Below are 22,132 nucleotides of genomic sequence, written 5' to 3'. Positions count from 1 at the left end.
GCGCCACCCCCGCAGGCGTCCCTAGCCTGACGGGATGCCGCTTCCCGAGGTTCTCGCCGCCGTCGCATACGGCGGCTTCCTCGTCGTCGGCGTGATCCTCATGCGCGTCGACATCCATGAGCATCGGCTCCCCGATCGGATCGTCCTGCCCTCGACGGCCGCTCTCCTCGCCGTCGTCGCCGCGCACGCCGTATCGCTCGGAGATGCGGCGCCCCTGGCCCGTGCCCTCCTCGGCGGACTCGCGCTCGGCGCCTTCTACCTCGCTCTGCGGGTCGCGAACCCCGAGGGGATGGGCGGCGGCGACGTCAAGCTCGCGGCGCTCGTGGGCGTCTTCCTCGCCTGGCACGGATGGGCCGTGCTCGCGGTCGGCGCGGCCGCGGCCTTCGTCGGCGGGGCCGCCTGGGCGCTCGCGCTCCTGGCCGCGCGGCGCGCCGACCGCGACGCGCGCATCCCGTTCGGCCCGTGGATGATCCTCGGCGCCTGGGCGGGGCTGCTCGTCGCCTGAGCGCGGCGGGGCGCTCGGGCTGCGCGGCGCTCGGTAACGTGGCAGGCATGTCGTCGATCGAGAGATGGGTGCGCTCGGCCATCGCCCGGATGCTGCGCGTGCGCATCGTGCGCGCCGTGCTCCTCTTCACCGAGCACCAGGGCGGGCTGCTCGCAGCGGCCGTGACCTTCCGGGCGCTGTTCTCGGTGTTCGCGGCCGTCGCGCTCGGCTTCGCGGTCGCGGCGCTCTGGCTCAACGCGCGCAGCGACCTCTGGCAGGCTCTCATCGACGCCGTGAGCGCGGCCATCCCCGGTCTCGTGCGCAACGGCAGCGGCGACGGCATCATCGACGCCGACAGCCTCGGCGCCGCGCTCGGCGGCAGCGTCTGGCTGAGTGTCGTCTCGGCGCTCGCCCTCGTCTGGGCGGCGATCGGCGCGATCGGCAACATGCGCACGGCCATCCGGATGATCGCGGGCACCGCCCACGAGGAGGTCCTCGTCGTGTGGCTGCTGCTGCGCGACCTGCTCTTCGCGGTGTCGGTGGGCGTGCTGTTCCTCGCAGCGGCCGTGCTCACGTTCCTCGGCTCGACGTTCATCGAGACGGTGCTCGGATGGCTGGGGCTCTCCGGCGGCGGATGGGCCGAGATCCTCACGCGCGTCGCGACGGTCGCCACGACGTTCGCGCTGGACGCGGTGATCATCGCCTGGCTCTTCCGCCTGCTGTCCGGCGTCCGCGCTCCGGCGCGTGCGCTGTGGACGGGCGCGCTCCTGGGCGGCGCGGGCCTCACCGTCCTGCAGCAGCTGTCCGGTCTGTTCGCCGGCGGGGCGGACCGCAATCCGTTCCTGGCGTCGTTCGGGTCTCTCATCGCCCTGCTGCTGTGGTTCAACCTCTCGGCGCAGGTGATCCTCATCGCGTGCACGTACATCGTCGTCCGCGTCGAGGAGCAGGAGGCGCGGGTGAGCGCCCGGTTCGGCGCCGAGACGTTCGCCCAGCGGCGCGTGCGGATGGCCGAGCGCGACGTCCGGCTCGCCGTAGACGCTCTCGAGCTCGCGCGCAAGGCCGAGCGCGAAGAGCGCGAGCACGTCGCGGCGCGGCTATCGTGAGGGCATGGCCATCGCACGACTGCACGGAGGACCCCTCGACGGACAGGTCCTGCCCCTGGACAGCCCCGATCTCGAGCAGCTGATCGTCCCGTATTCGGAGACGCAGGTCGTCTACCACCGCTCGGGCGCGGCTCAGCACACGGGGGAGGGCGACGGCCCGACCGAGGTCGCGTTCCTCTTCGTCGAGGAGGAGGACAGCCTCGTCCAGGACGGCGAGGACGACGAGGACGAGGGCGGTTCGCGCTGACATGACCGAGCCCACGCGCTTCGTCGAGGTCGAGCGGAAGTTCGACGTCGACCCTGGAACGCCCCTGCCCGACTGGACGGCCGTGCCCGGCGTCGCGTCGGCCACGGAGGGCGAGGAGCGGCATCTCGACGCCCTCTACCTCGACACCGACGACCTCGCGCTCGCGCGCGCCGGCGTCGCGCTGCGGCGCCGCACCGGCGGGCCCGACGCGGGCTGGCACATCAAGGGCCCGCTCGTCGACGGCGCGCGCACGGAGCTCGGATGGCCGCTGGGCGACACCGAGGAGATCCCGGATGCGGTCGCCGCGGAGATCGCCGCCTGGACGACCGAGCCCCTGCGCCCGCTCGCGCGCATCGTCAACGACCGCACGGCGTACGAGCTGCTCGACGCCGACGGCGGCGTCGTCGCGGAGTTCGTGGACGACCACGTGCGCACGGCTGACCTCCGCGCGGGGGTCGACCGCGAATGGCACGAGTGGGAGATCGAGCTCGGACCGGCCGCCCCGGCCGACCGCGACGCGTTCTTCGACGCGGTGGCACGCGCGGCGACCGCAGCGGGCGCACGCTCGGCCTCGAGCGCGTCCAAGCTCGCCCGCGCCCTCGGGAACTGAGGGCGGCGCCACCCACCCCGGTCACTGAGGGCGGCGCCACCCACCCCGGTCATTGAGCGAGCGGAGCGAGTCGAAATGACGTTAGCCGGCCCCGGGATCGTCCCGGGGCCGGCTCACGTCGTTTCGTCTCCTCGCTGGCGCTCGTCGCTCAACGACCGGAGGCGGCGCGCTGCGCGCGCTCAGTCCTACATGTTGATGAAGTGACCGAGGAGGCCGTGGAAGCCCTCCTGCAGCGTCTCCGAGAGGGTCGGGTGCGTGTGCACGTTGCGGGCCGCCTCGAGCGCCGTGATGTCCCACTTCTGCGCGAGCGTGAGCTCGGGGAGGAGCTCCGAGACGTCGGGGCCGATGAGGTGGGCGCCGATGAGCTCGAGGTGCTCGGCATCCGCGATGAGCTTGACGAAGCCGACGGGCTCGCCGAGGCCGTTCGCCTTGCCGTTCGCGCTGAACGGGAACTTCGCGACCTTGATCTCGCGGCCCTCGGCGCGCGCCTGCTCCTCCGTGAGGCCGAAGCTGGCGACCTGCGGCGAGCAGAAGGTGGCGCGCGGCATCATGCGGTAGTCGCCGAGCGGCATCGTCTCGGCCTTGCCGATCGTCTCGGCCGCGACGACGGCCTGAGCCTCGGCGACGTGCGCGAGCTGGAGCTTGGCGGTGACGTCGCCGATCGCGTAGATGCCCTCGACGTTCGTGCGCATGAACTCGTCGATCTCGATCGCGCCGCGGTCGGTGAGCTGGACGCCCGTGTTCTCGAGGCCGAAGCCCGAGACGTTCGGCGCGAAGCCGACCGACATGAGCACCTTGCCGGCCGTGATCTCGCCGGCCACGCCGTCACGCGACTCGTACGTGACGTGCACGGACGAGCCGTTGTCGGTGACGGTCTTGACGGCGGTCGAGGTGAGGATGTCGATGCCGTACTTCTTGTACTGCTTCTGGATCTCCTTCGAGACCTCCGCGTCCTCGTTCGGGAGCGCGCGGTCGAGGAACTCGATGATCGTGACCTTGACGCCGTAGTTCGACAGGACGTAGGCGAACTCCATGCCGATGGCGCCGGCGCCGACGATGACGATCGACTCGGGCAGCTCGCGCGTGAGGATCTGCTCCTCGTACGTCACGACGTTGTCGCTCAGCTGGACGCCGGGGAGGAGGCGCACGGTCGAGCCGGTGGCGATGATCACGTTGTCGAACGTGACCTCCTCGGTCGAGCCATCCGACTTGGCGACCGAGATCGCCTTGGGTCCCGTGAAGGTGCCGCGGCCCTCGTACTCGGTGACCTTGTTCTTCTTCATGAGGAAGTGGATGCCCTTGACGTGCGTCTCCGCGACCTTGCGGCTGCGGTCGAACGCCGCGCCGAAGTCGAAGTGCACGTCGCCCGAGATGCCGAACAGGTCGGCCTTGTGGGTGAAGGTGTGGGCGATCTCGGCGTTCTTCAGGAGCGCCTTCGAGGGGATGCAGCCGACGTTGAGGCAGACACCGCCCCAGTACTTCTCTTCGATGATGGCGGTCGTGAGACCGAGCTGGGCGCTGCGGACGGCGGCGACGTAGCCGCCGGGGCCCGCGCCGAGGATGACGACGTCGTAGTGAGCCATGGGATCAAGCCTATCTGTGCGGGAGGGACCTGAGCGCGCGGGCGGGCGGATGCCCGGGGCGGCTCAGGAGGACCGGCGTGCGCGGCCGACGAGGACGGCGACGAGCGACAGGGCGACCACCGCGCCGATGCCCCCGAGGATCCAGGGGAGGGGAGACGCGGCATCCTCCGACGTCTCGGTCGGGGCGGCCGTGTCCTCCGCTGCGGGCGTCTCCGCCGGTTCGGCGCTCGGCGCCTCGGAAGCCCCGCCCGGCGCGGCCTCGGTCGTCGTGAACCGGAAGATCTTGTCCTCGCTGTGCGAGTCGCCGTAGGTGACGCTCGCGATGACCGTGTACTCGCCGGCGGGCGCCCCGGCGACGTCGAGCTGCTGCGTGAGGAGCGGGCCGTCCGCCACGGCGTCGCCGGCCGCGTAGTCCCGGCACGACGCGCGGTCGATCGCGATGCTGCCCGGCTCGGCCTCGGCGATCCCGGGGCACGACGCGTCCGTGACGAACACCGCCTGCGGCGCGCCCTCGAGGAGAGCGCCGCTGAATGTGAGGGTGATCGCGTCGGGGAGGGTCTGCACGGTCTCGCCGTCGGCGGGCGACGTGCTGACGAGCGCGTCGTGCGCCGACGCGGCGGATGGCATCAGCTGCGGCGCGAGGATCGCGGCCGCGACGAGCGCTGCGGCGGCAAGACGGCGGGACGGACGGCGGGTGCGTGCGGAGGCGTGGAGAGCAGTCATGGCACGTCGACGCTATCGGCCGATTCTGAACGGATCTTCCGCTCGCGTCGTGCACAGGGCAGACTTTCGCGAGTGCCCTCACAGGCCCCTGGGAGGGGCCGATCCGATCGACGGCGATCGGATAGGGTGGAGCGAAAGGGAGGTCGAGCGTGACAGAAGCGCAGTACCGGCCGGCGGGCGGCCACGACGGAGCAGGTGACGTCACCCAGACGTTCGGGCATGACGCCGACCTGTCGTTCGTGCCGTTCGCGGGTGAGCTGTCGACCGCCGAGCTCGAGGCGGTGGGGGCGCTCCCGTCGGGAGCCGCGCTGCTCCTCGTGCGCTCCGGCCCGACCGCGGGCGCGCGCTACCTCCTCGACGCCGACGTGACGACCGCGGGTCGGCATCCCGAGGCCGACATCTTCCTCGACGACGTCACGGTCTCGCGCCGTCACGCCGAGATCACCCGCGACCGGACGGTGTTCGAGATCATCGACCAGCGCTCGCTCAACGGAACCTATGTCGACGGAGAGCGCGTCGATCGCGCGGTGCTCCGCAACGGCGCCGAGGTGCGCATCGGCAAGTTCCGCTTCAACTTCTTCGCCTCCCCCCGAGACATCGCGGGGGCGGGCGCCTGATGGCAGCCGCTGCCGCAGAGCGAAGCGCGTCAGCGGCGCTGCTGAGCATCGGACAGGTGCTCGCCAAGCTCACTCCCGAGTTCCCCAACCTCACCTCGAGCAAGCTCCGCTACCTCGAGGAGCAGGGGATCGTCTCGCCGCAGCGGACGCCGTCGGGGTACCGCAAGTTCTCCCCGCAGGACGTCGAGCGGCTGCGTCTCGGTCTCGTGCTGCAGCGCGATCACTACCTCCCGCTCAGCGTGATCCGCGATCACCTCGACGAGGTCGATGCGAGCGGAGGCGAGAGGCTCGCGCTGCCGACCTCGATCCATCCGACGACCCGCACCTACACGCGCGCGGACCTGCTCGCCGAAGCGGGTGCGGCCCCGCAGCTGCTCAACGACGCGATCAGCATCGGGCTCATCCAGGCATCCGACGTCTACGACGAGCACGCGGTCGCGCTGCTGCGCGCGTTCGTCGCGCTCGACCGGCACGGCATCGAGCCGCGTCACCTCCGCGCCGTGAAGCAGAGCGCAGACAAGGACGCCGACCTCGTCGATCAGGCGCTCACCCCGCTCCTGCGGCGCACGGACGCGCGCTCGCGCGCGCGGGCCGGTGAGCTCGGCCCCGAGCTCGCGCGGCGTCTCGACGAGGTGCGCGGCATCTTCGTGCGGCAGGCGCTCGAGCGCGTCCTCCCGTGACCCGCGGCGTCGTTCTATAACGTTCATAACGCTTCGCTCGACACGCCGCCGCCTCGACGCGGATGTCGTTGCCGGGGCCCCATCCCTGCCATACGGTGGACAGGAATCGAACGTGAGGAGTAAGGATCACGATGGCTGAGGATCCCGCAGCGGACGGCTTCACCGCCGACCTTCTCTTCACCGACGGCCTGCCGCAGCTCGACCCCGAAGCCGGCTACCGCGGTGCGGTCGCGGCGCGAGCGGCGGGCATCACCTACCGGCAGCTCGACTACTGGGCGCGCACCGAGCTCGTCGTGCCGACCATCCGCAGCGCCTCGGGATCGGGCTCGCAGCGGCTGTACGGCTTCCGCGACATCCTCGTCCTCAAGCTCGTGAAGCGCCTGCTCGACACGGGCATCTCGCTTCAGCAGATCCGGGTCGCCGTCGATCAGCTGCGCGCGTCGGGCATCCGCGATCTCGCCGGGACCACGCTCATGAGCGATGGCGCCTCGGTCTACCTCTGCACCTCGAACGACGAGGTCATCGACCTCGTGAGCCGCGGTCAGGGCGTGTTCGGCATCGCCGTCGGGCGCGTGCTGCGCGAGGTCGAGTCGACGCTCGTCGACTTCGACCCGACCGCTCCGGACCCGGTCGACGAGCTGGCTGCACGCCGCTCGAAGCGCACCGCCTGACGCTCCTCCCCGGGTCGCGTCGACCCATCCGTCGGCGGTGTCGGGGCTTTCGCACGCCGTGTCTCGTTTCGGGTGGGTATGGCCGGTGCTTTCCCGCGGCGGGTGAGACACGGGTCGGGGTGGGGCGGTGCGTGTCTCGCTTCGCGTGGGTATGGCGGGTGCTTTCCCGCGCCGGGTGAGACACGGGTCGAGTCAGCACGACGTACCTGCCTCACCAAGGTGAGTGCGTGTCTCACTGAAGGTGAGAATGGCGAGCGTCAACCCAACGCAGGTGAGACAAGCGAATGGGGCCGGAACGCCCCGGGGGCGGATGGCCCGGAGGCTCACTCCGCGGCGGTGGGGCCCGTCTCGGGGACGGGGATGCGGCCGGCGCGCACGATGCGGTCGAGCAGCTGGTCGAAGTCCTGCGCCAGCTCCTGCGCCGATTCGCCCGGCCACACATGCAGCGGCTTCGCGGCGCCCTGGGCCTGCTGGAGCGAGGTGCGCTCGGGCAGCTGCGGCGACAGCACGAGGGGGCCGAACATGTCGCGGAGCTCCTTGATGCGGAACTGGTGCTCGATCGACTGGGGGCGCACGCGGTTCACGACGATGCCGAGCGGCTGGAGACGCGGCGAGAGGCCACGGCGGATCTCCTCGATCGCACGCAGCGCGCGGTCGGCGGCCGCGACGGAGAAGAGCCCCGGCTCGGTGATGACGGCGACGCGGTCGCTCGCGGCCCACGCCGTGCGCGTGAGCGCGTTGAGCGAGGGAGCGCAGTCGATGAGCACGAGGTCGTAGTCGGCCTCGACCGAGGCGAGCGCCTCCTCGAGCTTCCACACGTCGCGCACCGTCGGGTGCGGTCCGTCGTAGTTGATCGCCGACGGGCTCCCGATGAGCACGTCGATGACGCCGGGGTGCACCTTCGTCCATCCGCTCGCCGTGATGGCCTGGCGGACGACCTTCTCCTTCGGGTTCTCGAGAACATCGGCCACGTTCAGGTGGCCGGCGATCTGGATGTCGAGTCCCGTCGACACGTCGGACTGGGGGTCGAGGTCGACGACGAGCGTCCGGATGCCCCGCGAGAATGCCGCTGAGGCGAGCCCGAGGGTCACGGTCGTCTTGCCGACGCCTCCCTTGAGAGAGCTGACGCTGAGTACGTGCACGTGGTCTAACCTACCCTCCCCTAAGCTGGGGGCGAGCTCAGCGATGTCGGTGTGCCGGGCTCCGCCGTGCCAGCTGTCGCCGAGGAGGCGTATGTTCTCGAAGGTTCTCGTGGCCAACCGTGGCGAGATCGCCATCCGCGCGTTTCGCGCGGCGTACGAGCTGGGGGCGCGCACGGTCGCGGTCTTCCCGTACGAGGATCGCAACTCGCTCCATCGCCTGAAGGCGGATGAGGCGTACCAGATCGGCGTGGAGGGCCATCCGGTCCGCGCCTACCTCGACGTCGACGAGATCGTCCGCGTGGCGGTCGAGTCGGGCGCCGACGCGATCTACCCCGGCTACGGGTTCCTCTCCGAGAACCCCGACCTCGCGGCGAAGGCCGCCGCGCACGGCATCGCGTTCATCGGCCCGCCGGCCGAGGTGCTCGAGATGGCCGGCAACAAGGTCACCGCCAAGGAGCACGCGATCCGGGCGGGCGTTCCCGTGCTCCGGTCGACGCCCGCGTCCGACGACGTGGACGAGCTCGTCGCCCAGTCCGACGAGATCGGATTCCCCCTCTTCGCGAAGGCCGTCGCGGGCGGCGGCGGCCGCGGCATGCGCCGCGTGGAGTCGAAGGAGGAGCTCGCCCCCGCGCTCGCCGAGGCGATGCGCGAGGCCGACAGCGCCTTCGGCGATCCGCGCATGTTCCTCGAGCAGGCCGTGCTCCGGCCGCGTCACGTCGAGGTGCAGGTCCTCGCCGACGCATCGGGGGAGACCGTCCACCTGTTCGAGCGGGACTGCTCGGTGCAGCGCCGCCATCAGAAGGTGATCGAGATCGCGCCAGCGCCGAACCTCGACGACGCGGTGCGCTCCGACCTCCACCGCCACGCGGTCGCGTTCGCGCGGTCGATCGGCTACGTCAACGCCGGGACCGTCGAGTTCCTCCTCGAGACCGCGGGGCCGCGCGCGGGCGAGGTCGTCTTCATCGAGATGAACCCGCGCATCCAGGTCGAGCACACCGTGACCGAGGAGGTGACGGATGTCGACCTCGTCCAGGCGCAGATGCGCATCGCGTCGGGCGAGACGCTCGCCGACATCGGGCTCCTGCAGGACGACATCCGCCTGCACGGGGCGGCTCTCCAGTGCCGCATCACGACCGAGGACCCGGCACAGGGATTCCGGCCCGACACCGGCAAGATCACGACCTACCGGTCGCCGGGCGGCGCGGGCATCCGCCTCGACGGCGGCACGACGGCCGCCGGCGCCCAGGTGAGCCCGCACTTCGACTCGATGCTCGCGAAGCTCACGTGCCGCGGACGCGACTACACCGCGGCCGTCCGCCGCGCGCGCCGCGCGCTCGCGGAGTTCCGCATCCGCGGCGTCTCGACGAACATCCCGTTCCTTCAGGCCGTCCTCGACGACCCGTCGTTCATCGAGGGCGACCTCTCGACGTCGTTCATCGACGAGCGCCCCGAGCTCGTCCGAGGGCGGCCCTCGAAGGACCGCGGCTCGAAGATCCTCAACTGGCTGGTCGACGTCACCGTCAACAAGCCCCACGGGGAGAACCCGCTCTCGATCGACCCGCGCTCGAAGCTGCCGGCCGTCGACCTGTCGGCCGCGCCGGCCGCGGGCTCGCGCCAGCGGCTCCGCGAGCTCGGCCCTGCGGGCTTCGCCCAGGCGCTGCGCGAGCAGAAGGCCCTGGCCGTCACGGAGACGACCTTCCGCGACGCGCACCAGTCGCTGCTCGCGACGCGCGTCCGCACGAAGGACCTCCTCAACGTGGCGCCGCACGTCGCGCGTCTGACTCCGCAGCTGCTCTCCGTCGAGGCGTGGGGCGGTGCGACCTACGATGTCGCGCTGCGCTTCCTCGCCGAGGACCCGTGGGAGCGTCTCGCACGGCTGCGCGAGGCGCTGCCGAACGTCGCCATCCAGATGCTGCTGCGCGGTCGCAACACGGTCGGGTACACGCCGTATCCGACCGAGGTGACCGATGCCTTCGTGCGCGAGGCCGCGGCGACCGGGATCGACATCTTCCGCATCTTCGACGCGCTCAACGACGTGTCCCAGATGCGCCCCGCGATCGATGCGGTGCTCGAGACCGGCACGACGGTCGCCGAGGTCGCCGTCTGCTACACGGGCGACCTGCTGAACCCCGCCGAGGATCTCTACACGCTCGACTACTACCTCCGACTCGCCGAGCAGATCGCGGACGCGGGCGCGCATGTGCTCGCGATCAAGGACATGGCGGGCCTCCTGCGACCCGCCGCCGCGGCGAAGCTCGTCTCGGCGTTCCGCGAGCGCTTCGACCTGCCCGTGCACGTGCACACGCACGACACCCCCGGCGGCCAGCTCGCGACGCTGCTCGCGGCGAGTGCCGCGGGCGCCGATGCGGTCGACGCCGCGGCGGCGACCATGGCCGGCACGACGAGCCAGCCGTCGCTGTCGTCGCTCGTCGCCGCCCTCGCGCACACCGATCGCGACACGGGGCTCGACCTGCAGGCCGTGTCCGACCTCGAGCCGTACTGGGAGGCCGTCCGTCACCTGTACAAGCCGTTCGAATCGGGCCTCGCCGGGCCCACCGGGCGCGTCTACGCGCACGAGATCCCGGGCGGACAGCTGTCGAACCTGCGTCAGCAGGCGATCGCGCTCGGTCTCGCCGACGACTTCGAGCTCATCGAGGACATGTACGCCGCGGCGAACGAGATCCTCGGGCGCGTTCCCAAGGTCACCCCGTCGTCGAAGGTCGTGGGTGACCTCGCGCTCCACCTCGCGGCGGTCCGCGCCGATCCCGCCGACTTCGCCGAGAACCCCGGCAAGTACGACGTGCCCGACTCGGTTGTCGGGTTCATGGCCGGTGAGCTCGGCGACCTGCCGGGCGGATGGCCCGAGCCGTTCCGCACGAAGGTGCTCGCCGGGCGCGAGGTGAAGACCGGCGTCACGCCGATCAGCGCCGACGACCAGGCGGCTCTGGACGGCGACTCGGCCACGCGACGCGCGACGCTGAACCGCCTGCTCTTCCCGCAGCCGACGAAGGTCTTCCAGGAGATGCGCGAGACCTACGGCGACCTGTCCGTCCTCGACACGGCCGACTACCTCTACGGGCTGACCCCGGGTCGCGAGCACGTCATCACGCTCGAGAAGGGCGTGCAGCTCTACGCGGGGCTCGAGTCGATCGGCGCGGCCGACGACAAGGGCATCCGGTCGGTCATGACGACCCTGAACGGCCAGCTCCGCCCGGTCTCGGCGCGCGACCGCAGCATCCAGGTCGAGGCGCACGAGGCCGAGAAGGCCGACACGAGCAGGCCGGGGCAGGTGGCCGCGCCGTTCTCCGGCGTGGTCACGGTCAAGGTGGAGCCGGGCGACCGCGTGGCCGCCGGGCAGCCGGTCGCCTCGATCGAGGCGATGAAGATGGAGGCCGCCATCACGGCGCCCGTCGACGGCGTCGTCGAGCGGATCGCGATCGCGGCCACGCAGCAGGTGGAGGCGGGCGACCTTTTGGTCGTCGTCACGCCCGCCCAGTAACCTTGAGCGGGGCGCGACGTGTGTCGCGCCCCGCTTGGGGAGACATGACAGTGAGTTCGGATCGCAGCGGACGGCCAGAGGAAGAGCCCGAGGACCACGGAGTCCTCGAGGACACCGGCATCGACACGACGGCGATCGGCATCCTCGGCACGCACACGGCACAGGTGCGCGTCGTGCTGCCGCAGACCATCGAAGACCCGGATGACGACGTCGTCGACGATGACATCCCGGGCGGCGACGTGCGCCGCGGCGGGATCGTCATCGAGCTCCCAGCCGACGAGCCCGACGACGACCTCGAGGTCATCACGGGCGAGCTCGACGAGGAGACCGTCGCCGCCGCCCGTGAGTCCACGCCCGCAGAGACCGTCGAGGACGACGCCGAGGCGGATGGCGCGGAGTCGGACGGCGCGCACGCCGACGAGGCGGATGGCGCGGAGGAGCTCGACGCGGATGGCGCGGCTGCGCTCGAAGCCGACGACGTCGAGGTGGACGACGTCGAGGTGCTCGAGCCCGAGGCCGAGGAGCCCGAGGTCCACGAGCCTGGAGCCCAGGAGCCCGACGCCCAGGTGGAGGAGCTCGAGCCGGACGACGACCTCACCGCTGCCGCAGCCGAGGCAGAGGAAGCGGGCCTCCACGAGGAAGACGTCGAGCCTGACGACCAGCCCGCCGCGGCGGACGACATCGAGCCCGACGACGAGCCCGACGACCAGGCCGACGAGCCGACCGAGGTCGAGTCCGACATCGCCATCGAGGCCGACGAAGCAGAGGCCGACACCGCCGCGGCGTCGGACGACGCGCAGAGCGCCCCGCACACCGAGCCGCGCGAGCGCCGTCCCGTCGTGCGCGAGGAGACGCTCCCGCCGGGTTACGACTCCTTCCTGCGCCCCGCGGCCGCTTCCGCCCGAGACGAGGAAGAGCCGGCCGAGCACGTCGGAGAGACCGCGCCCGATGGCGCCGTCGCCGATGCGAGAGAAGAGGACATGTCCGAATCCACCGAGAACGCGAAGCCCGCGCCGCCGATCACGCGTCCGTCGTTCATCGAGCAGGCGAAGGCCGCGCCCGAGTCGTCGCCCGAGCCCGTCCGCAAGCCGCGTGAGACCTTCTCTCGTCGGGCGGGGGAGGTGAGCGAGAACGCCGCACGGGAGAGCGCGGATGTGCTCACGGCCGACCGGCTCCTCGATACGGGCGCCATCCACCGTCCCGAGCCCGAGGGGCCGTGGCGGCAGCTCGTCTACCGCCTGTCGGGACACCTCATCAACCTCGGCGACAGCCGGCGGACGCGCGAGCGCAAGGAGCTCTCGCGGCGCATCGCCGCTCCGCTGAGCGGCGCGGCGCGCTTCGTCCCCGTGCTCAGCCGGAAGGGCGGCGTCGGCAAGACGACCGTCACGGCACTCCTCGGCATGGCGCTCGCCGATGCCCGCGACGACCGCGTGATCGCCGTCGACGCGAACCCCGACCGCGGCACGCTCGCCGAGCGCATCGCGCGGACGACCGGGAAGACCGTCCGCGACCTCGTGCGCAACCGCGACGCCGTGCACGGCTACGCGGACATGTCGAGTCACGTCGTCCGCGACGAGACCCGCCTCGACGTGCTCGCGTCGGACACCGATCCGCACGTGTCGGAGGCGTTCAGCGATCAGGACTACCGCGACGTCGCCGACGTCGCCGCGCACTACTACTCGATCGTGCTCACCGACACGGGCACGGGCATCGTGCACTCCGTCATGGGCGCGACGCTCGACCTCGCCGACCAGATCGTCGTGGTCGCGGGGCTCAGTGTCGACGAGGCGCGCCTCGCGAGCGAGACGCTCACGTGGCTCGAGTCGAACGGCTTCGCCGATCAGGTGCGCTCTGCGGTCGTCGTGCTGAACCAGTCGACTCCGGGTGCTCCGCTCGTGCGCCTCGACGAGCTCGACGCGCATTTCCGCAGCCGTGTGCGCGCTGTCGTCCGCATCCCGTACGACCCGCAGCTCGCGACGGGCAGCGCCATCGCGTACGGCGAGCTCGCTCCTGCCACCCGCGACGCCGCGCGCGAGCTCGCCGCGCGCGTCGTCGAGGGACTGCGGCAGCCGGCGCAGGAGGAGAAGTGACCGTCCGCGACATCCGGATCATCGGCGACCCCGTCCTCGCTCAGCGGTGCGCCGAGATCGAGCACATCGACGACGGCGTCCGCGCGCTCGTCGACGACCTCATCGAGACGGTGAAGCTGCCGGGCAGGGCCGGGGTCGCGGCGCCGCAGATCGGCGTCGGGCTCCGTGCGTTCAGCTACAACATCGACGGCGACATCGGGTACATCCTCAACCCGCGGATCGTCGAGGTGCGCGGCGAGCCCGTCCCGACCGGAGAGGGATGCCTGTCGGTGCCGGGCCTCTGGCACGACGCCCTGCGCCACCCGTACGCACGGGCGGAGGGCATCGACCTCGACGGCGCGCGCGTCGTGCTCGAGGGGGAGGGCCTCTTCGCGCAGATGCTGCAGCACGAGACCGATCACCTCGATGGCATGCTCTACCTCAAGCGCCTCTCGGCGGACGACCGCAAGGCCGCCATGCGCGAGGTGCGGGAGAAGATCTGGCTCACCTAGGCAGGGCATGAGTGAGGGGGACGGCCGGCGGCCGTCCCCCTCACTCATGCCTGCTCACCCCATCGGGATGTTCGTCGTCTGGATGGGCGCCTCGTAGATCGCCTCGATGTCCTTCGCGAAGTCGCGCAGGATCTCCGCGCGCTTGATCGACATCTTGGGCGTCAGATGGCCGGTCGCCTCCGTCCACTCCGTGCCGAGCACGGTGAACTTGCGGATGGACTCGGCGCGAGAGACGCGCGTGTTCGCCTCGTCGATCGCCCGCTGGATCTCGGCGCGCACCGTCGCATTCTGCGCCGCCTGCTTGAGCGTGAGGTCGGACGACTCGCCGTGCGTCGCGAGCCAGGCCGGCAGCATCTCGGGGTCGAGCGTGACGAGCGCCGCGATGAACGGCTTCTGGTCGCCCACCACGACGACCTGGCTGACGATCGGGTTCGCGCGGATCGGGTCCTCGAGCGCGGCCGGGGCGACGTTCTTGCCGCCCGCGGTCACGATGATCTCCTTCTTGCGCCCCGTGATCGTGAGGTAGCCGTCGTCGTCGAGCGCGCCGATGTCGCCGGTGCGGAACCACTCGCCGTCGAAGGCGGCCTCGGTCGCCTCGGGGTTCCGCCAGTACTCGCGGAAGACGTTGATTCCGCGCACCTGCACCTCGCCGTCGTCCGCGATGCGCACGCCGACGCCGGGGAGCGCAGGGCCGACCGAGCCGATCTTCGACTTGGACGGGAGGTTCACGGTCGCCGGAGCGGTCGTCTCGGTGAGGCCGTACCCCTCGAGGATGGTGATGCCGAGGCTGTGGAAGAAGTGCCCGAGCCGGGCGCCGAGGGGCGCCGAGCCGGAGATCGCGTAGCGGACGTTCCCGCCCATGAGCGCGCGGAGCTTCGCGTAGACGAGGCGGTCGAAGAGCGCGAACTGCACGCGCAGCCCGAGCCCGATCTTCTCGCCGTCCTGCACGCGACGGGAGTGCTCGACGGCGACCTTCGCCGCGGCGCGGAAGATCCGGCCCTTGCCCTCGGACTCGGTCTTCTGCTCGGCCGAGTTGTAGACCTTCTCGAAGACGCGGGGCACCGCGAGGAGGAACGTCGGCTTGAAGGAGCCGAGCGCCGCGACGAGCTGCTTCGTGTCGGGCTGGTGGCCGGTCTTGACGCCCGAGTGGACGCACAGCAGCGAGATGAACCGGGCGAACACGTGCGCGGTCGTGATGAAGAGCACCGTCGAGGCGCCGGGCTGGTGCACGATCTCGGTCATCGCCTTCGCCGAGTTGCGGCAGAGCTCGACGAAGTTCGCGTGCGTGATCACGCATCCCTTGGGGCGCCCGGTCGACCCGGACGTGTAGATGAGGGTGGCGATGTCGTCGCCGTTCGCGAGCTGACGTCGCCGCTCGATCTCGGCATCCTCGACCGACGCGCCCGCCGCCGTGAGCGTCGCGATGGCGTCCTGATCCATCCGCCACAGCTCGCGCACGAGCGGGAGCTCGCCGCGGACCTCCTCGAAGCGCGCTGCGTGGTCGGCGCTCTCGACCATGAGGGCGGTCGCACCCGAGTCGGAGAGGATCCACTGGATCTGGGCGGGCGAGCTCGTCTCGTAGACCGGCACCATGACGGCGCCCGCGAAGAAGAGAGCGAAGTCGACGACCGACCACTCGTAGGTCGTGCGCGCGAGGAAGGCGACCTTGTCGCCGGGTTGCACGCCCGCGGCGACGAAGCCCTTCGCGAGGGCGACCACCTGCTCGTGGAACGTGCGGGCCGAGACGTCGCGCCATCCGCCTGAGCCGTCGGGGACCGCGAACAGTGCCCGATCGGGGGTCTCCGACACCCGCTCGACGAGGAGGTCGGCGACGTTCGCCGACGGATCGGCGGGGACGATTGCGGGCGTCGATGTCTCGATCACGGCATCTCCTTCGGTACCGGCTGCGGATGCTGCGAGTATATGCCGGGGCATGCGCCCGACCCTCGCGCGTGCACGGTTCCTACAAGGCTAGACTTCCAGGCGACCGATTCCGACAGTGGGAGCTGACCTTGTTCTACTGGCTCATGAAGTACGTCTTCGTCGGTCCGATCGTGAAGGCCATCTACCGCCCGTGGGTCACCGGACGCGAGAACGTCCCGACGACGGGCGCGGCCATCCTCGCGAGCAACCACCTGTCGGTCATCGACTCGGTCTTCCTTCCGCTCATGCTCGATCGTCCCGTGTCCTTCCTCGCGAAGGCGGAGTACTTCACGGGTCGCGGCCTCAAGGGCTGGGCCACGAAGTGGTTCATGAAGGGCACAGGGCAGATCGCCCTCGACCGGTCGGGCGGGCCCGCCTCGGAGGCGGCGCTCAACACGGCTCTCCAGGTCATCGGCCGAGGCGACCTGCTCGGCATCTACCCCGAGGGCACACGCAGCCCCGACGGCAAGCTCTACCGGGGCCGCACGGGCATCGCGCGGATGGCGCTCGAGGCGAAGGTGCCGGTCATCCCCGTCATCATGGTCGACACCGGCACGATGATGCCGATCGGGCAGACCCTCCCGCGCGTCATGCGCGTGGGCGTTGTGATCGGCGAGCCGCTCGACTTCTCCCGCTACGCGGGCATGGAGGGCGACCGCTACGTCCTGCGCTCCGTGACCGACGAGATCATGGTCGCGCTTCAGCGGCTCGGCGGCCAGGAGTACAGCGACGAGTACGCGTCGACGGTCAAGAACCGCCTCGCCGCCAGCTGACATCCGCCGGCCATCCGCCGTGAACGGAGGGGCCGCTGTCCCGCGATAACATCGGACAATGCCCCGAACGCTGGATGCACTCGACGCCTGGAAGTCCCTGCCGATCAAGCAGCAGCCGGTGTATCCCGACGCGGCGGCGGTCGCCGAGGTCGCCGCCGAGCTCAGCACGCTCCCGCCGCTCGTCTTCGCCGGCGAGGTCGATACCCTCAAGGCGCGTCTGGCCGACGCGGCCGCGGGCCGGGCGTTCCTCCTCCAGGGCGGCGACTGCGCCGAGACGTTCGCGGGCGCCACGGCCGACAAGATCCGCAACCGCGTCAAGACCGTGCTGCAGATGGCCGTCGTCCTCACGTACGGGGCCTCGATGCCCGTCGTCAAGATGGGGCGGATGGCCGGCCAGTTCGCCAAGCCCCGCTCGAGCGACACCGAGACGCGCGGCGACATCACCCTCCCCGCGTTCCGCGGCGAGATCGTCAACGGCTACGACTTCACCGCGGCCTCGCGTGAGGCCGACCCGCAGCGCCTCCTGCAGGCGTACCACACGTCGGCTTCGACGCTGAACCTCATCCGCGCGTTCACGCAGGGCGGCTTCGCCGATCTCCGCGAGGTGCACTCGTGGAACAAGGGCTTCGCGGAGAACCCCGCCAACAAGCGATACGAGCGTCTCGCCGCCGAGATCGACCGCGCCATCCGCTTCATGGACGCGTGCGGCGCGGACTTCGACGAGCTGCGCCGCGTCGAGTTCTACACGGGGCACGAGGGCCTGCTCATGGACTACGAGCGTCCGCTCACGCGCATCGACTCGCGCACGGGGGAGATCTACAACACGTCGAGCCACTTCCAGTGGATCGGCGAGCGCACGCGCGAGCTCGACGGCGCGCACGTCGAGTACTTCTCGCACATCCGCAACCCCATCGGCGTCAAGCTCGGTCCGACGACCTCGACCGACACCGCGCTCGCGCTCATCGACAAGCTCGACCCCGAGCGGGAGCCCGGTCGCCTCACCTTCATCACCCGGATGGGCGCCGGCAAGATCCGCGACGCGCTGCCCCCGCTGCTCGAGGCCGTCAAGGCCTCCGGCGCGCAGCCGCTCTGGGTCACCGACCCGATGCACGGCAACGGCATCACGACCCCGACCGGGTACAAGACGCGTCGCTTCGACGACGTCGTCGACGAGGTCCGCGGCTTCTTCGAGGCGCACCGCGCGGCGGGCACGTTCCCGGGCGGCATCCACGTCGAGCTCACGGGCGACGACGTCACCGAGTGCCTCGGCGGATCCGAGCAGATCGACGAGGCGACCCTCGCGACCCGCTACGAGTCCCTGTGCGACCCGCGCCTCAACCACATGCAGTCGCTCGAGCTCGCCTTCCTCGTGGCCGAGGAGCTCGAGAAGCGCTGACCTGCGCGGCATCGGCCCCATTCGAGTGACGGGGGATGGTGCCGCACCGGTTCCGGGAATCGGATCGGTGGGGCGGGTGTGTGCGGGTGGGGTCGACACGCGCACACCAGGCGCGTGCATCCGATTCCGGTGACGGCGGATGGCGCAGGGGAACGAACGCGCGCAGCTAGAACGAGCCGGTGATCGTCAGCGTGATCGTCGTGCCGGCACGCTGCTGCGAGCCGCCCTCGGGGCTCATCGACACGACCTCGGTGAACTCGTCGACCACGGCATCCCACAGTCCGTTGTACGAGTAGGCGAAGCCGGCGGCCTCGAGCTCGGCCTTCGCCTCGTCACGCGTCATGCCGACGACGTCCGGAACCTCGAAAAGCTGCGGGCCGAGCGAGGTGACGAGACGCACCGTGTCGCCGGGGCGCCAGCTGCCCGGCTCGGACCGCTCGAGGAAGTAGATCACGTGCCCTTCGGGCACCGTGTCGTGGTACTCCTGTGACACGACCTCGGTCTTCACACCGACGGCGTCGAGGGTCGCCGCGGCCTCCTCGGAGCTCATCCCGACGACGTTGGGCAGCTCTCCGAGGGAGACGGTCAGCTGCGCCGCGTCGCCCTGGTGCACCGAGCAGCCGGCTGCGCAGTCGACCGGGTCGCCCCCGGCCGCCGGAGTGATGCTCACCCCGAGGACCGTCCCCTCCGCCTCCTCGGCGAAGAGCGGCACGTCGTCCTCGGCCACCGAGATCCGACTGTCCTCGAGCAGTCCGCGCACCTCGTCGGCGCTCAGACCCGCGAGCTGGCCGAGCTCGGCGCTGGCGGGACCCGCCGACGTCACCACCGTGACGACCGTGTCCCTGTCGACGCGCGCGCCCTCCGAGGGGTCGGTGCGGATGACCTCGCCGGCGGGCACGTCGAGCGTGTTCTCCGTGCGCTCCTGCGCGTCGAGCTCGAGCCCCGCGAGCGTGCTCTCCGCCTCGGCGTAGGTCAGCCCGTCGAGATCCGGAACGGCGACGTACGATCCCGGACCCGAGCCCCACCACCATCCGGCGCCCGCCGCGCCTCCCGCGAGCAGGAGCGTCAGCACGATCAGCCACACGCCGCGCGCGCGTCGGCGCTTCGCCCGTCGGCGGAGGACCGCGGCGTTGTCGGCGTCCTCCTGCGGGCCCGTGCTCGTCAGCGACGGCGGGAGCACCGAGGTCGCCGCCTCGGGCATGACCTTCGTCTGGCCGCCCGTCTGCTCGCCCTCGTCAGGAAGCTCCTCGGGGAACCTGCTGGCCGCGGCCGTGCGCGTCGGCAGGGGAGTGACGCCGAGCTCGCGCTCGATCTCGCGCAGCCGTTCGAGCATCTGCTGCGCGTCGGACGGACGCTCGTCCGGCTCCTTCTCGGTCGCCCACAGCACGAGCTCGTCGAGCTGCTCGGGCACGCCGGGGTTCTTCACGCTCGGTCGCGGCACCGACTCCGTCGCGTGCTGGTACGCGATCTGCATGGGCTGCTCGCCCTTGTACGGCTGCTCGCCTGCGAGCATCTCGTACAGCATGATGCCGAGGGCGTAGATGTCGCTGCGGGTGTCGGCGGTCCCGCGCGTCACGAGCTCGGGTGCGAGATAGGCGATCGTGCCCAGAAGCTGCTGGCCGGTCGCGGTGTTCGCGGACGTCGCGCGCGCCAGGCCGAAGTCGCCGATCTTGATGCGGCCGTCCTCCGCGAGGAGCACGTTCTCGGGCTTGACGTCGCGGTGGATGAGTCCCGCGCGATGCGCGGCGGACAGCCCGGCGAGCACGGCGTCCATGATCGTGATCGTCTGCGTCACCGTGAGCCGGCGCTGCTCCTTGAGCAGCTCGCGCAGCGTGATCCCGGGCAGGTACTCCATCACGAGGTACGCGAGCTCGCCGTCCTGGCCCTGGTCGAAGACGTTGACCACGTGCGGGTCGGACAGGCGGGCCGCGGTGCGCGCCTCCTGGATGAAGCGGCTCTGGAAGACGCTGTCGTCGCTCAGATGACTGTGCATCACCTTGAGCGCGACGCGGCGCTCAAGGCGGAGGTCCGTGGCCACGTAGACGGTGGCCATCCCACCGCGCGCGATGCGGGCGCGGACGCGGTATCTGTCGTCGACAAGCCGCCCGATGAGGGGATCGACCTGCTGACTCATGGACACCGTTGAATTCTACGAAAGGGCCCCTGAGACGCCTGTGACCGGCGCGCCCGGCGCCGGTCACAGGTCGATGACGATCCCGCGCGCCTCCGCGCGGATCAGCCGAGCTGGGCCAGCCAGCTGTAGGCCTGCTGCTCCCAGCGGCGGTACCGGTCGGGGAACGCCGAGATCTGGACGGTCTGGGCTGCCTCGCCGAACTCCATGCTCTCCCAGCCGGGGATGTCGCGCAGGCCGCGCGTCGTGTGCCCGTTCGGGTCGCCCGCGCCGCCGTAGAAGACCCGGATGGAGTAGTCGCGGTCGAGGATCTGCTCCTCGGTGCCCCAGCCCGTGCTCGGGCGCTGCTGGAACAGGCCCAGCGAGTCGCGGTCGCCCCAGCTGACGTTGCGCAGCGAGGACTCGACCATGGCGGTCGCCAGCGCGATCGCGATGCCCTTGTCCGGGATGCCGAGCTCGCGTCCGATGCGGATGATCATCTGCGCGTTCTCGGTCTGCGGCGCGTTGAGCGACGAGGTGAGCTGATCCTGCGGCGAGTCGTAGATCGACGGGGGAGCGGACTCCTCCTTCTTCTCCTCGCCCTGCGGCGCCGGCTTCGCGTCGGCGCGCGGGATGACGATCTTCTGCCCGGGGTAGATGATGCTCGACCCGTTGAGACCGTTCTCCGCGAGGAGCTCGCTCACGCTCACACCGTGCTCCTGCGCGATGCTCCAGAGGGTGTCGCCGGCCTGGACGATGTAGGTCTCGTCGGCGGGGGATTCGGGGACGGCGGGCGCCTGGGGTGCCTCGGGCGCCGACTCCTGCTGCTTCGCCTCGGCCTGGGGCGCGACGGCGTTGCTCGCGACGAGGAGCTTCTGCCCGGGGAAGATCATCGCGTCCGCGCCGAGCTTGTTGAGCGAGATGATGCGGTCGACCGACGTGCCGTGCTTCTGCGCGATCGACCAGACCGTGTCGCCCGCCGCGACCGTGTGGCTCTTCGTCGTGGCGGACGCCTCGATCGAGGGCTTCGCCTCGGTCTGCGCAGGCGCCGCGGCGCGCGCGGCCAGCGTGAGCTTCTGGCCCGGGTAGATCGTGCTCGACCAGCTGAGGCCGTTCCAGGTCAGCAGGTCGACGGTGCGCAGGCCATGGCGGATGGCGATCCCGGTGATCGTGTCTCCCGACTCGACCGTGTAGCTCGTCGCGACAGCGGCGGCAGCGCGCACCGTGATCTGCGCAGCGGCGGCCATCGGCTGCTTCGGCGCCGTGCCGGCGGCGACCGCGAGGCTGCCCTGCACGTGGCCGAACGCCGACGGCAGATGGCGCATGCCGTCCCGCGGCTTCGGCTCCGCGGCGACGGCAGCGGCAGGAGCTCCCAGGGTCACGGCGATGGCGCCGGTGACAGCCATGGGAACGGTGGTGAACAGGTCGCGCCTGCGGCGCGGAGTCGGTCGATGCACGTTGAACCCCCAACGATCGGACTCGAGAAACGTTGTCACGGAAGTGTTACGAAGTCAATTGGTGTCACCGGAAGTGACCGGTGGTGCCCGGGGTGTCAACGGGACGGATGTGACTGATGTGATTTGTGTCGCGGTGTCGCCCGAGCGGCGTCGCCCGTCGAGGAGATGAGAAACTGATGACGTGACTGCGGAGACCTCCTCGACCGTTCCCACCGACTGGCTGACCATTCCCGAGCTCGTCGAGATCCTCGGCGAGCCGCAGGGGCGCATCCGCCGGCTGCTCGATGAGCGCGCGCTCATCGGCTCGCGGCGCGAGGGGCCGATCAAGGTGCCCTCCGTCTTCATCGTGGACGGCCATCCGCTGTCCTCGCTCCGGGGCACCGTGATCGTCCTCGCGGACGCCGGCTTCAGCGACGACGAGGCGATCGACTGGCTGCTCACGACGGATGACACGATCGGCGTCGCGCCGATCACGGCGCTGCTCGCGGGGCGCAAGAGCGAGGTGCGCCGGGTCGCTCAGACGCTCGCGTGAC

At 70.9% G+C, this 22,132-nt stretch carries 19 protein-coding genes; 13 read left to right on the top strand and 6 right to left on the bottom strand.

Features of this window, described 5'->3' with window-relative positions; translation table 11 throughout:
• Positions 1–34: 34 nt before the first annotated feature.
• The 4 genes from GC092_RS10345 to GC092_RS10330 are packed head-to-tail and all read left to right on the top strand — an operon-like array spanning position 35 to position 2,444.
• Positions 35–505 carry a prepilin peptidase gene (locus GC092_RS10345; protein ID WP_271173294.1) on the top strand — a complete coding sequence of 157 codons (471 nt, stop codon included), beginning with the start codon at positions 35–37 and terminating at the stop codon, positions 503–505.
• A gap of 47 nt (positions 506–552) precedes the next feature.
• A complete protein-coding gene (locus tag GC092_RS10340; protein WP_282979144.1) occupies positions 553–1,587 on the top strand; it encodes a YihY/virulence factor BrkB family protein in 1,035 nt (344 codons plus the stop codon).
• A 4-nt stretch (positions 1,588–1,591) separates the two neighbouring features.
• Positions 1,592–1,834, top strand: a complete 243-nt coding sequence (locus tag GC092_RS10335; protein WP_282979143.1) for a response regulator — start codon at positions 1,592–1,594, stop codon at positions 1,832–1,834.
• A 1-nt stretch (position 1,835) separates the two neighbouring features.
• Positions 1,836–2,444, top strand: coding sequence for a CYTH domain-containing protein (locus GC092_RS10330; RefSeq protein WP_324011789.1), 609 nt, complete (start codon positions 1,836–1,838; stop codon positions 2,442–2,444).
• Positions 2,445–2,629: 185 nt separating this feature from the next.
• On the opposite strand, the gene lpdA is transcribed toward GC092_RS10330, so the two are convergent.
• Together lpdA and GC092_RS10320 are read right to left on the bottom strand one after the other, a co-directional pair.
• A complete protein-coding gene (gene lpdA, locus GC092_RS10325; RefSeq protein WP_282979141.1) occupies positions 2,630–4,027 on the bottom strand; it encodes a dihydrolipoyl dehydrogenase in 1,398 nt (465 codons plus the stop codon).
• A gap of 63 nt (positions 4,028–4,090) precedes the next feature.
• Positions 4,091–4,750, bottom strand: coding sequence for a copper resistance CopC family protein (locus tag GC092_RS10320; protein ID WP_271173289.1), 660 nt, complete (start codon positions 4,748–4,750; stop codon positions 4,091–4,093).
• Between the two features lie 149 nt (positions 4,751–4,899).
• Between GC092_RS10320 and GC092_RS10315 the strand changes: the two genes are divergently transcribed.
• The 3 genes from GC092_RS10315 to GC092_RS10305 all read left to right on the top strand — a co-directional run bounded on the left by GC092_RS10315 (position 4,900) and on the right by GC092_RS10305 (position 6,718).
• Complete coding sequence (locus tag GC092_RS10315; RefSeq protein ID WP_271173288.1) at positions 4,900–5,367, top strand: FHA domain-containing protein; 468 nt, start codon at positions 4,900–4,902, stop codon at positions 5,365–5,367.
• A complete protein-coding gene (locus tag GC092_RS10310; protein ID WP_324011787.1) occupies positions 5,367–6,047 on the top strand; it encodes a transcriptional regulator FtsR in 681 nt (226 codons plus the stop codon). The genes GC092_RS10315 and GC092_RS10310 overlap by 1 nt, the downstream gene beginning before the upstream one ends.
• A gap of 131 nt (positions 6,048–6,178) precedes the next feature.
• The gene (locus tag GC092_RS10305) at positions 6,179–6,718 is read left to right on the top strand and encodes a MerR family transcriptional regulator (RefSeq protein WP_271173286.1); all 540 of its coding nucleotides are present in this window, start codon (positions 6,179–6,181) and stop codon (positions 6,716–6,718) included.
• Positions 6,719–7,041: 323 nt separating this feature from the next.
• Here GC092_RS10305 and GC092_RS10300 read toward each other — a convergent pair whose 3' ends face one another.
• The gene (locus GC092_RS10300) at positions 7,042–7,860 is read right to left on the bottom strand and encodes a ParA family protein (protein ID WP_271173285.1); all 819 of its coding nucleotides are present in this window, start codon (positions 7,858–7,860) and stop codon (positions 7,042–7,044) included.
• 91 nt (positions 7,861–7,951) lie between these two features.
• Between GC092_RS10300 and GC092_RS10295 the strand changes: the two genes are divergently transcribed.
• Genes GC092_RS10295 through GC092_RS10285 form a run of 3 tightly spaced genes read left to right on the top strand, consistent with a single transcriptional unit; the run spans position 7,952 to position 13,940 of the window.
• Positions 7,952–11,359, top strand: a complete 3,408-nt coding sequence (locus GC092_RS10295; RefSeq protein WP_324011780.1) for a pyruvate carboxylase — start codon at positions 7,952–7,954, stop codon at positions 11,357–11,359.
• A 44-nt stretch (positions 11,360–11,403) separates the two neighbouring features.
• On the top strand, positions 11,404–13,449 hold the full coding sequence (locus tag GC092_RS10290; protein WP_324011778.1) for a nucleotide-binding protein: 2,046 nt from the start codon (positions 11,404–11,406) through the stop codon (positions 13,447–13,449).
• Positions 13,446–13,940 carry a peptide deformylase gene (locus GC092_RS10285; RefSeq protein WP_282979135.1) on the top strand — a complete coding sequence of 165 codons (495 nt, stop codon included), beginning with the start codon at positions 13,446–13,448 and terminating at the stop codon, positions 13,938–13,940. Before GC092_RS10290 ends, GC092_RS10285 begins: the two co-directional genes overlap by 4 nt.
• 54 nt (positions 13,941–13,994) lie before the next feature.
• Here GC092_RS10285 and GC092_RS10280 read toward each other — a convergent pair whose 3' ends face one another.
• Complete coding sequence (locus GC092_RS10280) at positions 13,995–15,875, bottom strand: AMP-dependent synthetase/ligase (RefSeq protein WP_416383267.1); 1,881 nt, start codon at positions 15,873–15,875, stop codon at positions 13,995–13,997.
• Between the two features lie 77 nt (positions 15,876–15,952).
• Between GC092_RS10280 and GC092_RS10275 the strand changes: the two genes are divergently transcribed.
• Complete coding sequence (locus GC092_RS10275) at positions 15,953–16,636, top strand: lysophospholipid acyltransferase family protein (RefSeq protein WP_324011774.1); 684 nt, start codon at positions 15,953–15,955, stop codon at positions 16,634–16,636.
• Between the two features lie 58 nt (positions 16,637–16,694).
• The gene (locus tag GC092_RS10270; RefSeq protein WP_271173279.1) at positions 16,695–18,032 is read left to right on the top strand and encodes a class II 3-deoxy-7-phosphoheptulonate synthase; all 1,338 of its coding nucleotides are present in this window, start codon (positions 16,695–16,697) and stop codon (positions 18,030–18,032) included.
• A gap of 166 nt (positions 18,033–18,198) precedes the next feature.
• On the opposite strand, the gene pknB is transcribed toward GC092_RS10270, so the two are convergent.
• Together pknB and GC092_RS10260 are read right to left on the bottom strand one after the other, a co-directional pair.
• Entirely contained in the window at positions 18,199–20,172 is a 1,974-nt protein-coding gene (gene pknB, locus GC092_RS10265; RefSeq protein ID WP_271173278.1) for a Stk1 family PASTA domain-containing Ser/Thr kinase, read from the bottom strand.
• A 95-nt stretch (positions 20,173–20,267) separates the two neighbouring features.
• The gene (locus tag GC092_RS10260; RefSeq protein ID WP_282979130.1) at positions 20,268–21,548 is read right to left on the bottom strand and encodes a LysM peptidoglycan-binding domain-containing protein; all 1,281 of its coding nucleotides are present in this window, start codon (positions 21,546–21,548) and stop codon (positions 20,268–20,270) included.
• A 232-nt stretch (positions 21,549–21,780) separates the two neighbouring features.
• Between GC092_RS10260 and GC092_RS10255 the strand changes: the two genes are divergently transcribed.
• Entirely contained in the window at positions 21,781–22,131 is a 351-nt protein-coding gene (locus GC092_RS10255; protein WP_324011772.1) for an Rv2175c family DNA-binding protein, read from the top strand.
• Position 22,132 lies beyond the last annotated feature (1 nt).

Source organism: Microbacterium sp. JZ37 (genome assembly GCF_035188445.1).
GTDB lineage: Bacteria > Actinomycetota > Actinomycetes > Actinomycetales > Microbacteriaceae > Microbacterium > Microbacterium barkeri.
Note: the sequence above shows the minus strand (reverse complement) of the source record. Positions and strands in the feature narration are given on the sequence as shown.